General features: G+C 66.7%; 1 pseudogene. It reads right to left on the reverse strand.

Going from position 1 to position 240, the window contains the following annotated elements:
• Window positions 1–215: pseudogene (locus KVS71_RS18490) on the reverse strand (aldehyde dehydrogenase); the annotation flags it as partial.
• Between the last annotated feature and the right edge of the window lie 25 nt (window positions 216–240).

A 240-nucleotide genomic window follows, 5' to 3' on the forward strand; every position in this document is an offset into this window, starting at 1 on the left:
TGACCGCTTCCCATGGTCTGCCCCTTGAACCAATGTGTGCCGAAGTCGATGGCCGCCTTGCCCTGCTGGGCCAATTCGCCCTCGGCCCCCGGGTCCTGGGGGACGAACACGCCGACGGTGCCGATCCCTCCGGTGTAGCGGACCGCGTTGATGAGCATGTTCAAGGTGGCGGCGGTGTCCTCGTTGCCCTGCGGTTCGTGGGCCTGGTAGCCCACGCATTCGCAACCACGGTCAGCTCCG

Source organism: Microbacterium sp. GbtcB4 (assembly GCF_019091465.1).
Taxonomy (GTDB): Bacteria; Actinomycetota; Actinomycetes; order Actinomycetales; family Microbacteriaceae; genus Microbacterium; species Microbacterium paraoxydans.